This window comes from Synechococcus sp. MU1611, from assembly GCF_020514255.1.
Classification (GTDB): domain Bacteria; phylum Cyanobacteriota; class Cyanobacteriia; order PCC-6307; family Cyanobiaceae; genus Parasynechococcus.
This window is the reverse complement of record NZ_VTLC01000005.1, coordinates 104,058-113,647: the sequence shown is the minus strand read 5'-3', so window position 1 is coordinate 113,647 and position 9,590 is coordinate 104,058. Positions and strand designations below refer to the sequence as shown.

At 60.4% G+C, this 9,590-nt stretch carries 18 protein-coding genes; all 18 read right to left on the bottom strand.

Annotated features, from left to right (window positions below; all coding sequences use genetic code 11):
* Window positions 1-5: 5 nt before the first annotated feature.
* The 18 genes from FZZ92_RS10730 to rpsC all read right to left on the bottom strand — a co-directional run bounded on the left by FZZ92_RS10730 (window position 6) and on the right by rpsC (window position 9,588).
* Window positions 6-944 (bottom strand): DNA-directed RNA polymerase subunit alpha, encoded by a 939-nt coding sequence (locus FZZ92_RS10730; protein WP_115022776.1) that lies wholly within the window; start codon window positions 942-944, stop codon window positions 6-8.
* A 47-nt stretch (window positions 945-991) separates the two neighbouring features.
* On the bottom strand, window positions 992-1,384 hold the full coding sequence (gene rpsK, locus FZZ92_RS10725) for a 30S ribosomal protein S11 (RefSeq protein WP_006850182.1): 393 nt from the start codon (window positions 1,382-1,384) through the stop codon (window positions 992-994).
* Window positions 1,385-1,419: 35 nt separating this feature from the next.
* Window positions 1,420-1,785 (bottom strand): 30S ribosomal protein S13, encoded by a 366-nt coding sequence (rpsM, locus tag FZZ92_RS10720; protein WP_115022779.1) that lies wholly within the window; start codon window positions 1,783-1,785, stop codon window positions 1,420-1,422.
* Window positions 1,786-1,854: 69 nt separating this feature from the next.
* Window positions 1,855-1,968, bottom strand: a complete 114-nt coding sequence (rpmJ, locus tag FZZ92_RS10715) for a 50S ribosomal protein L36 (RefSeq protein WP_006850859.1) — start codon at window positions 1,966-1,968, stop codon at window positions 1,855-1,857.
* A 46-nt stretch (window positions 1,969-2,014) separates the two neighbouring features.
* Window positions 2,015-2,566, bottom strand: coding sequence for an adenylate kinase (locus FZZ92_RS10710; RefSeq protein WP_226423198.1), 552 nt, complete (start codon window positions 2,564-2,566; stop codon window positions 2,015-2,017).
* 52 nt (window positions 2,567-2,618) lie between these two features.
* Window positions 2,619-3,938, bottom strand: coding sequence for a preprotein translocase subunit SecY (secY, locus tag FZZ92_RS10705; protein ID WP_115022783.1), 1,320 nt, complete (start codon window positions 3,936-3,938; stop codon window positions 2,619-2,621).
* Window positions 3,939-4,042: 104 nt separating this feature from the next.
* Window positions 4,043-4,498 carry a 50S ribosomal protein L15 gene (rplO, locus tag FZZ92_RS10700; RefSeq protein WP_226423197.1) on the bottom strand — a complete coding sequence of 152 codons (456 nt, stop codon included), beginning with the start codon at window positions 4,496-4,498 and terminating at the stop codon, window positions 4,043-4,045.
* 6 nt (window positions 4,499-4,504) lie between these two features.
* Entirely contained in the window at window positions 4,505-5,149 is a 645-nt protein-coding gene (gene rpsE / locus FZZ92_RS10695; RefSeq protein ID WP_011363379.1) for a 30S ribosomal protein S5, read from the bottom strand.
* A 14-nt stretch (window positions 5,150-5,163) separates the two neighbouring features.
* Window positions 5,164-5,532, bottom strand: coding sequence for a 50S ribosomal protein L18 (gene rplR / locus FZZ92_RS10690; RefSeq protein ID WP_115022787.1), 369 nt, complete (start codon window positions 5,530-5,532; stop codon window positions 5,164-5,166).
* Window positions 5,533-5,565: 33 nt separating this feature from the next.
* Window positions 5,566-6,105, bottom strand: coding sequence for a 50S ribosomal protein L6 (gene rplF, locus FZZ92_RS10685; protein WP_115022789.1), 540 nt, complete (start codon window positions 6,103-6,105; stop codon window positions 5,566-5,568).
* Window positions 6,106-6,119: 14 nt separating this feature from the next.
* Window positions 6,120-6,521, bottom strand: a complete 402-nt coding sequence (gene rpsH, locus FZZ92_RS10680; RefSeq protein WP_006850769.1) for a 30S ribosomal protein S8 — start codon at window positions 6,519-6,521, stop codon at window positions 6,120-6,122.
* A 19-nt stretch (window positions 6,522-6,540) separates the two neighbouring features.
* Window positions 6,541-7,080, bottom strand: coding sequence for a 50S ribosomal protein L5 (rplE, locus tag FZZ92_RS10675; RefSeq protein ID WP_115022791.1), 540 nt, complete (start codon window positions 7,078-7,080; stop codon window positions 6,541-6,543).
* Between the two features lie 40 nt (window positions 7,081-7,120).
* Window positions 7,121-7,477 carry a 50S ribosomal protein L24 gene (rplX, locus tag FZZ92_RS10670; RefSeq protein WP_115022793.1) on the bottom strand — a complete coding sequence of 119 codons (357 nt, stop codon included), beginning with the start codon at window positions 7,475-7,477 and terminating at the stop codon, window positions 7,121-7,123.
* A gap of 2 nt (window positions 7,478-7,479) precedes the next feature.
* A complete protein-coding gene (gene rplN, locus FZZ92_RS10665; protein WP_115022795.1) occupies window positions 7,480-7,845 on the bottom strand; it encodes a 50S ribosomal protein L14 in 366 nt (121 codons plus the stop codon).
* On the bottom strand, window positions 7,842-8,138 hold the full coding sequence (gene rpsQ, locus FZZ92_RS10660) for a 30S ribosomal protein S17 (RefSeq protein WP_115022797.1): 297 nt from the start codon (window positions 8,136-8,138) through the stop codon (window positions 7,842-7,844). Before rpsQ ends, rplN begins: the two co-directional genes overlap by 4 nt.
* A gap of 16 nt (window positions 8,139-8,154) precedes the next feature.
* On the bottom strand, window positions 8,155-8,364 hold the full coding sequence (gene rpmC / locus FZZ92_RS10655; RefSeq protein ID WP_038551201.1) for a 50S ribosomal protein L29: 210 nt from the start codon (window positions 8,362-8,364) through the stop codon (window positions 8,155-8,157).
* A gap of 2 nt (window positions 8,365-8,366) precedes the next feature.
* On the bottom strand, window positions 8,367-8,843 hold the full coding sequence (gene rplP / locus FZZ92_RS10650; protein ID WP_115022799.1) for a 50S ribosomal protein L16: 477 nt from the start codon (window positions 8,841-8,843) through the stop codon (window positions 8,367-8,369).
* Window positions 8,844-8,859: 16 nt separating this feature from the next.
* On the bottom strand, window positions 8,860-9,588 hold the full coding sequence (gene rpsC, locus FZZ92_RS10645) for a 30S ribosomal protein S3 (RefSeq protein ID WP_115022801.1): 729 nt from the start codon (window positions 9,586-9,588) through the stop codon (window positions 8,860-8,862).
* Window positions 9,589-9,590 lie beyond the last annotated feature (2 nt).

The following is a 9,590-nucleotide window of genomic DNA, read 5'->3' as shown; positions in this document are numbered from 1 at the left end:
TGCAGTTATGCAGAGGTGCGGCTCTGGGGGATGGAGATGCCGATGCGCTCGAGGGCTTCGATCACTTCATCAGCGGATTTAGAACCGAAGTTCTTGATCTCGAGCAGATCCTCATAGCTGAAGCCCATCAGATCAGACACGGAGTTGACCTGAGCGCGCTTGAGGCAGTTGTAGGCACGAACCGAAAGGTTCAACTCTTCCAGCGGAATCTGTGCTTCTGCCGAAGGCTCCGGCTCAGCAGGGACTTCCTCAACAAGAGTGACCGTGGCCAGCGGCTGGAACAGCTCGATCAGTTGATTGGCTGATTGAGCGAGGGCGTCGTCAGGGGTAATGGAACCGTCAGTGACGATCTCAATCCGAAGGCGCTCCCGTGCTGAACCGCCTTCGGCAACGGCGGTTTCATCGATGGTGAAGTTGACCCGGGTTACGGGCATGAACACCGCATCGATCTGGAGCAGATCAATCGCACTGGTTTCTTCGTTGTAACGATCAACAGGGCGATAACCGACGCCGCGTTCCACATGAACTTCCAGCTCAAGGCTGTGTCCATCGGCCACAGTCGCGATCGGACGATCGGTGTCGACCACCTGGACCTGGGAGGAAAACTGAAGGTCGCCGGCCTTGACTTCGGCAGGACCAGCCACAACGAGGCGGCCGATCTCGAGCTCGCCAGAGCGGCTGTTGACAGTGAGCTCCTTGCAGTTCAACAGGATGTCGAGCACGTCCTCACGAACACCAGGCACCGTGGCGTATTCGTGATTGACTCCTGCAATACGAATCGCGGTCACGGCACTGCCTTCGAGCCCACCCATCAGCACGCGACGCAGCGCGTTGCCCAAGGTCGTGGCCTGGCCACGTTCAAGCGGACCAATCAGGAACACACCCGATTGGGCGCGATCCTCGGATACCTGATGCTCAATGCGATCAATCTGGTACTGCAGCACTGTCTGAATCGGGGTAAGTGGAGAAACCGGACGGAAATCAGGTCGGTTCAGACGCGGCGGCGCTTAGGCCGCCGGCAACCGTTATGAGGCAAGGGGGTGACGTCACGGATGAGCGTGATTTCTAGGCCAGCAACCTGGAGAGCGCGGATGGCGGTCTCGCGTCCTGATCCAGGACCTCTCACCAGAACTTCGATTTGGCGCATCCCTTGATCAAGGGCACGACGGGCCGCTGCTTCTGCAGCCGTTTGAGCAGCGAAAGGGGTTCCTTTGCGGGCACCTTTGAAGCCACTCGCACCTGCGGACGACCAGGAAATCACTTCACCGGCAGTGTCGGTGATCGAAACGATGGTGTTGTTAAAGGTGCTCTGGATATGAGCAACACCGTTGGGGACGTTGCGTTTGGCCTTCTTGGGCCCGGATTTTTTGACGGTTTTTGCCATGGCCGAATGCAGTCAGGGTTAAGGACGTTGAGGGCTTACTTCTTCTTGCCGGCCACAGTTTTCCGCGCGCCGCGGCGGGTCCGAGCGTTGGTGCGGGTGCGCTGTCCGCGAACGGGAAGGCTCATGCGATGGCGACGGCCACGAAGGCAACCAATGTCCTGCAGGCGCTTCAAGGCCATGCCTTCCTGCCGGCGCAGGTCACCTTCAATGGTGTATTCCTCCATGGCATTCCGGAGCTTCTGAAGATCTCCGTCCTCGAGATCTTTGACCCGGATGTCAGGGCTCACACCGGCTTTGGCCAGAATGGCCTGCGAGCGGGTGAGACCAACTCCGTAGATATAGGTGAGGGACACTTCAACCCGCTTGTCGCGGGGAATGTCAACGCCGGCGATCCGTGCCACGGTTGTTCAATTGAAAAGGACAGATGCCTCCGAGATCCTGGAGGCGAGGATGTTCAGAACAGCGGGGGATCAGCCCTGACGCTGTTTGTGCTTGGGGTTGGCGCAAATGACCATGACCTTGCCGTGGCGACGGATCACCCGGCACTTGTCACACATTTTCTTGACTGAGCTGCGCACCTTCATGAGGCGTGGCTCTCCAAATTTCCAAACGGCAACGTTACCATGCGGGTCAACCAAGCACTAATTCGATCCGCTTGGTGATCTCCTCGACAGAGCCCTGGGCGGGGACGGACACCAGCAGCTCCTTATCGCTGTAGAAGCTAATTAGAGGTGCTGTCTTCTCCCGGTACACCTCCAGGCGGTTGCGGATCACAGCTTCGTTGTCGTCGGCGCGACCCCGCGACAGCAGCCGTTCAATCAAAACAGCGTCATCGAGCTCCAGCAGAACCACGGCTTGGATGGGTTGCTTGAGTTCGGCGAGAAGTGGTTCCAGCGCTTCAGCCTGGGGGACTGTGCGGGGAAACCCATCAAGAAGCCAGCCGTCCGTGGTTAAAGCCTTCATCTGGCTTTCCACGATGGCCAGCACCAGGGCGTCACTGACCAGTTCGCCACGGTTCATCACCGCTTCAGCTTCTTTGCCCAGTTCGCTGCCTGCTGCGACTTCGGAGCGCAGCAGATCACCCGTCGACAGGTGCTTCATGCTGTTGGCATCGCACAGGCGAGCAGCCTGGGTGCCTTTGCCGGCTCCAGGAGGACCAAGAAAGAGCAAGCGATTTTTCATGGTGACGTAATCGTGAAGTTGAGAGAACAGAAGGTGCGCTGCTCAGCAGCGCTCACTGGCGAACGAGCCCTTCGTAGCGCTGCGAAATCACATAGGTCTGGACTTGCTTGGCCGTGTCGATGGCCACGCCAACCAAGATCAACAGCGAAGTGGCTCCAAGGCCTTGGAAGGTCTGCACATTGGTGGCGCGTTCGACGCCAGCTGGAATGATCGCGACGGCGCCGAGGAACAGACCACCAAGCAAGGTGAGACGGTTTTGGACGCCCGAGAGATATGTGGCGGTGGCGCTGCCGGGGCGAACGCCTGGAATGGCGACACCCCCGCGTTTCAGGTTCGTGGCAATGTCAGCGGGATTAACGGTGAGTGATGCGTAGAAATACGAGAAACCCAGGATCAACGCAAAAAATGTGAGCGCATAGGGCCAGGGGTTAGCGGCTCCAGGGTTCAGGGCGCTGGCTGCGCGGATCAACAACTCGCTTTTGGTCAGATTGGCGATGGTGACCGGAAGAAAAATCAGGGCCGAGGCGAAAATGATCGGCATAACCCCACCAGCGTTCAGCTTGAGCGGTAGGTAGCTCTGACGGGTGGGGAGAACGCCTGCTCCACCCACCTGGCGCTTTGCACTCACGATGGGGATCCGGCGCGCTCCCTCCTGCACGAAGATGATTCCGACGATCGTGGCCAGGAACACCAGCACCAGAACAACGATGCCAAGAACGGTGTCGCGGTCACCGGTCTGAGCGGCTTCGATCGTCGCACCAAGCGTGCGAGGCAGTGTTGCGACGATGTTCAGGAAAATCACAAGGGAAGCGCCTTGGCCAATGCCCCGCTCTGTGATGACTTCACTAAGCCACATCACCACCATTGACCCGGTGACCAAGGCAAGCGCTGTCTGCACGACAAAGACCACTTCGCTCAGGCCTTCCACGGCGTACTGGCGCAGGATCATTGCGAAGACCACGCTCTGGACGAGACCCCAGCCCAAGGCGACATAACGGGTGATCTGGGCGATCTTTCTCCGACCTGCCTCACCTTCATTCTTCTGCAGATCCTCCAACTGAGGCAAAGCTGCGGTTAGCAGTTGGAGGATGATCGAAGCATTGATGAATGGCAGGATCCCCAGGGCAAAGATGCCCAAGGTGGAAATGCCACCACCGGTGAAGATGTCCAGGAAGCCGATCAGTTGTCCGCCCTGATCGATGAACTGCTTGAACGCTTCTCGATCAATTCCTGGCATTGGGATGTAGATCCCAAGACGCACCAACAGCAGCAGCCCGAGCGTGGTGAGCACGCGACTGCGTAGCCCAGGGTTGGTGATCAGCTGGCTGATCACTTCGGAGGCGTTGGGGTTGCGACCCCGACTGACGAGCATGTCTGGAGGAAAGTGAAGTTGGGCGAAAAGCCAAGAAGCCGCCCGTGGATCGAAATCCAGCGGACGGCTCAGACCCTAGGGCTGACTGGGGGACGAGCCCCCGTTTAGTCGAGGGTTTCGCAGGTGCCGCCTGCAGCTTCGATCTTGGTGCGGGCGGAGGCGGTGAACGCTGAGGCCTGAACTGTCAGCTTTTTGGCTGTCAGTTCGCCATTACCGAGCATCTTCAGCGGATGCTTGGGGCTGGTCACAATGCCGTCCTTGACCAGGGAATCCAGGTTGACGGTGCTGCCCTCGTTCACGTTGTTCAATGCCGAGACATTGAGCACAGTGAAGTGCTTGGGATTCACCAGGGGGAAGTGCTTCAGCTTCGGTACCCGGCGGTACAGAGGCATCTGGCCACCTTCGAAGCCTGGACGAGTGGGGCGGCCAGAGCGGGACTTTTGACCGCGCATACCGAAGCCGCAGCTGGCACCCTGACCTGCGGCGATGCCGCGACCTTTGCGCAGTTTGCGGCGACGAGCGCCCTTATTGGATTTGAGGGAATCGAGTCGGAGAGTCATCGGGAATCAGGAGTAGATCTGCTCGAGGGAGATTCCCCGTTCCTTGGCCGTCTCCTTGTGGGTGCGGAGAAGCGACAGGGCCACCATGGCAGCCCGGGCATTGTTCAGGGGTGTCTTGCTGCCCAGGCGCTTGGCCAAGACATTTTTGATGCCGGCGAGTTCGAGCACCGTGCGGATGGATCCGCCGGCGATCACACCAGTACCAGGGGCTGCAGGGCGAATAAGCACGCTTGCTGCACCATCGCGACCGTTGGAGAGGGTCGGGATGGAGTTGTGACGGGTCAATGGCACTTTGACGAGGTGCTTTTTGCCGTCGGCAACACCCTTGCGGACGGCGCCGATCACATCACCAGCTTTGCCGACACCAACGCCGACTTGGCCTTTTTCGTTGCCGACGACGACGATGGCGCGGAAGCTCATCTTTTTGCCGCCTTTCACGGTCTTGGAGACGCGGCGGATTTGCACCACACGCTCCTGCCATTCGGAGTCGCGCTCTTGGCCGCGGCGACCGCCGCGACGGTCTCCACGACGACCATCACGGTCGCCACGACCACGGCGTTGCTCCTGTTGCTGCTGCCCTTCGGCTGCCGCTGGAACGTCGGCCGCACCCGGTACGGCGTTGGGATTGGATTGGGGGGAGGAATCTGTCATGGGTTAAGCAGGAATCAGAACTGAAGGCCCGCTTCCCGGGCGGCGTCGGCAAGGGCTTTAATCCGGCCGTGGTACAGATTGCCGCCACGGTCGAACACCACCTGCTGGATGCCTTTGGCGATGGCTCGCTTGGCCACCAGTTCGCCAACGGCGACGGAGGCGTCGCAGCTACCAGCAGGAGCCTTGAGACCGGTACGCAGCTCTTTGTCGACGGTGGACGCAGAGCAGAGAGTGCTCTGGGCCGCGTCGTCGATGACTTGGGCGTAGATGTGATTGTTGGAACGGAACACTGCCAGCCGCGGACGGTCTGGGGTGCCAGTGATGTGGCGGCGCAGACGCCGGTGGCGTTTCTGCGTCTGTTGTTTGCGGGAAAGTTTGGACATGGTGGGTGAAAGGAAGGAACGTCAGGACAAGGCTTATTTCTTGCCGGACTTGCCCGCCTTGCGCAGGATGTGCTCGCCCTCGTACTTGATGCCCTTGCCCTTGTAGGGCTCGGGGGGACGGACGGCGCGGACCTTTGCGGCTTCGTTGCCCACCAGCTCCTTGTCGATGCCGGAGACGATCACCCTGGTGTTGTTTTCCACCTTGAAGGTGATGCCTTCAGGGGCCTCCAGCTCCACGGGGTGGCTGTAGCCAGCACTTACCACGAGGGTTTTGCCTTTGACCTGGGCACGGGAGCCCACGCCGACGATCTCCAAAGCTTTGCTGTAGCCGTTGCTGACCCCTTCGATCATGTTGGCGACCAGGGTTCGGCTCAGGCCGTGGCGCTCTCGGGAGATGCGCTTGGTGCTCGTGGGTGAGACCACGATGGAGTCGTTGTCCTGACTGACGCTGACGCCTTCAGGAAGGGTGCGTTCCAGTTCACCCTTGGGTCCTTTCACCTTGACGGTGAGTCCGTCGAGGGAAACCGTGACCTTCTCAGGGACGGGAACGGGGTTTTTGCCGATTCGTGACATGGTTCAGCTCCGGATCAGTAGACGTAACAGAGCACTTCGCCACCGACGCCCTCACGGCGGGCGTCGCGGTCGCTCATCACACCCTTGGAGGTGGAGATGATCGCCACGCCCAGTCCTCCGAGGACTTTGGGCAGGCCGCGAGTGTTTTTGTAGATGCGGAGACCGGGCTTGCTGACCCGCTGCATCGAGCGGATGGTGGGCAGCCTGTGCTTGCCGCTGTACTTGAGGGCGAGCACCAGTTCGGTGCGAACGCCTTCACCCTGCTCGCTGATTTCGGAGATGAAGCCCTCCTGCTGCAGCACCTTGGCGATGCTGCGAGTCATCCGCGAAGCGGGGATCTTGGTGGTTTCGTGACGTTTCTCACTCGCATTGCGAATGCGGGTGAGCATGTCGGAAATGGGGTCGTGGTTGGCCATAGGTGTCGACGGGGAGGGCTCAGTTGCTCTGGAACGGCATTCCCATCTCGCGGAGGAGGGCCCGGCCCTCTTCGTCCGAACGGGCGGTGGTCACGATGGTGATGTCCATGCCCCGGATTGCATCGATCTTGTCGAAGGAGATCTCAGGGAAAATGATCTGTTCGCGCACCCCAAGGGTGTAGTTGCCGCGCCCATCGAAACTCTTGGGGCTGACCCCGCGGAAGTCGCGGATGCGAGGCAGCGCCAGGTTGATCAGGCGCTCGAGGAAGGCGTACATCCGATCACCACGGAGGGTGACGGCACAGCCGATCGGCATGCCCTGCCGAATCTTGAAGCCGGCGATGGCCTTCTTTGCACGGGTCACCAGGACCTTCTGGCCGGTGATCTGCGCCAGCTCATTAACCGAGGCCTCGAGGGACTTGGCGTTGGCGGCGGCTTCGCCGAGACCCCGGTTCACGGTGACTTTCACCACCTTGGGGACTTCATGGATGTTGTTGAGGGAGAGATCCTTCTTCAGCTTGGGCTGAATGGTCTCCCTGTAGCGCTTCTTGAGTGACATAACGGGTTGGGGTGCTTCTGGACGTGGTCAGAAGTCGGGATCAGTCGAGGACTTCACCGGTTTTCTTCAGCCGGCGCTTTTTGGTGCCGTCCTTCTCGACGACGATTTCAACGCGGCTTGCCACCTTTTTGGCGGTGGAATAAAGCATCACGTTGGAGGCATGCAGTGATGCTTCCTCGGTCACGATGCGGCCTGTCTCGCCCTCCTGGGTGGGCTTTTCGTGGCGGGTGCGCATGTTCACCCCTTCCACGACGACACGGTTCTCGTTGGGCAGGGTGCGCAGAACGGCACCGGTCTTGCCCTTGTCCTTGCCGGCGATCACCTGGACGGTGTCGCCCTTGCGGATGCGCATTTTGATGCGCTCGGTGGCCTTGGCCTTGGTGGTTGCAGTCGCCATGGTCAGATCACCTCCGGAGCGAGGGACACGATTTTGGTGAAGCTGCGCTCGCGCAGCTCACGGGCCACCGGTCCGAAGACGCGGGTGCCTTTTGGGTTCTTGTCGTCGTTGATGAGCACGGCGGCGTTGTCGTCAAACCGGATTGAGTTGCCGGTTTCACGGCGCATGGTGGCTTTGGTGCGCACCACGACAGCCTTGACGACGTCGGATTTCTTGACGCCCATGTTGGGGGCGGCATCCTTTACAGCGGCAACGATCACGTCGCCCACGTGGGCATAGCGACGGTTGGTGCCGAGGACGCGAATGCACTGGATGCGCTTGGCGCCACTGTTGTCGGCAACGGTGAGATAGGACTCCTGCTGGATCACTGCTTCACCTCCTGAGCTTCAGCCTTGCTGGCTTCCTCAGCTGCAGCCTTGGGGCTGTGGCTGAGAACCTCGGCAATGGCCCACCGCTTTTGGCGGCTCATGGGACGGGTTTCAGTGATACGAACGCGGTCTCCGACGCGACAGGTGTTGTCTTCGTCGTGAGCCTTGTAGCGGGTGGTACGGCTGACCGTCTTTTGATAGATGGGGTGAGGGAAGCGGCTTTCCACCGCGACCACCACCGTTTTCTCCATCTTGTCGCTGACGACGGTGCCGACCCTTTCCTTGACTGCCATGGTTACGGAGGGGGGATCAGGAGGCGGTGGAGCGCTGGCGCTCCGACTGCACCGTCAGCAGCTGGGCCAGCTTGATGCGGACCTCTTTGAAACGGTGCGTGTTGGCGAGCTGGCGCGTGGCCTGCTGGAAACGGAGTTGGAACAGTTCGCGGCGGAGGCCGTCGATCTGTTCGGTGATGTCCGAATCGGAGAGGCTGCGCACATCTGCGGCGTTGGGACGGGCCATGGTCAGGACTCCACGGTGACGGCTTCAGAAGCTGCCGGGGCCTTGGCACCAGCTGGCTTCTCCTGCTCATCCAGCTGGATGAACTTGGTCTTCACGGGAAGCTTGTATTGCGCGAGGCGCATGGCTTCCTTGGCGATTTCGGGGGTGATTTCATCACCGCCCATCTCGAACAAGATCCGGCCGGGCTTGATCACCGCCACCCAGAATTCTGGGTTGCCCTTACCGGAACCCATCCGGGTTTCGGCAGCGCGCATGGTGACTGGCTTGTCGGGGAAGATCCGGATCCAGATTTTTCCGCCACGCTTGACGTAGCGGGTCATGGCACGACGGCTGGCCTCGATCTGGCGCGAGGTGATCCAGCCACATTCCTGTGCCTGCAGCGCGAACTGTCCGAAGGCAATGGTGTTGCCCCGGGTGGCGACGCCGCGCATGCGGCCTCGCTGCTGCTTACGGAATTTGACGCGTTTTGGACTCAGCATGGTTCAGGCCTCCTGTTCAACCCTCGTTGGAGCGGTCTTCGAACTGTTGGGGCCGACGGCTGGCCCGGCGCCGGGGGGCGGCACCCACCGGCATGGGCTGAGCCTGTTCGCTCAGCACCTCGCCCTTGAACACCCACACCTTGATGCCAAGCACGCCGTAGGTCGTACTAGCCACTTTGGTGGCGTAGTCGATGTCAGCACGCAGGGTGTGCAGGGGAACTCGACCCTCACGGGTCCACTCCGTCCGAGCAATCTCAGCACCGTTCAGGCGACCGGAAACCTGGATTTTGAGACCCAGTACACCGGCACGCTGGGCGCGCTGCACAGCCATGCGGATGGTGCGGCGGAAGGCCACACGCTTTTCCAGCTGCTGGGCGATGTACTCGGCCAGGAGGAAGGCATCACCGTCGACGCGTTCGACCTCGACAACATTGATCCGCACCTGACGACTGGAGTCGCCGACGGTCTTCTGAATGCCGGAGCGAAGTTCTTCGATACCGCTGCCTTGACGGCCGACCAGCACACCGGGGCGTGCGGTCTTGAGTTCAACTTCCAATTGATCGGCCTTGCGGGCGATCAGCACATCGCTGATGCCTGCCGAGCCGTACTTCTTATGGATGAACTTGCGAATCCGATCGTCCTCTTGAAGGAGGGCCGGATAACTCTTGCTGGAGGCGTACCAGCGTGACCGGTGTTCCTGGGTGATCCCCAGGCGCAGACCGGTTGGGTGGATTTTGTGTCCCATTG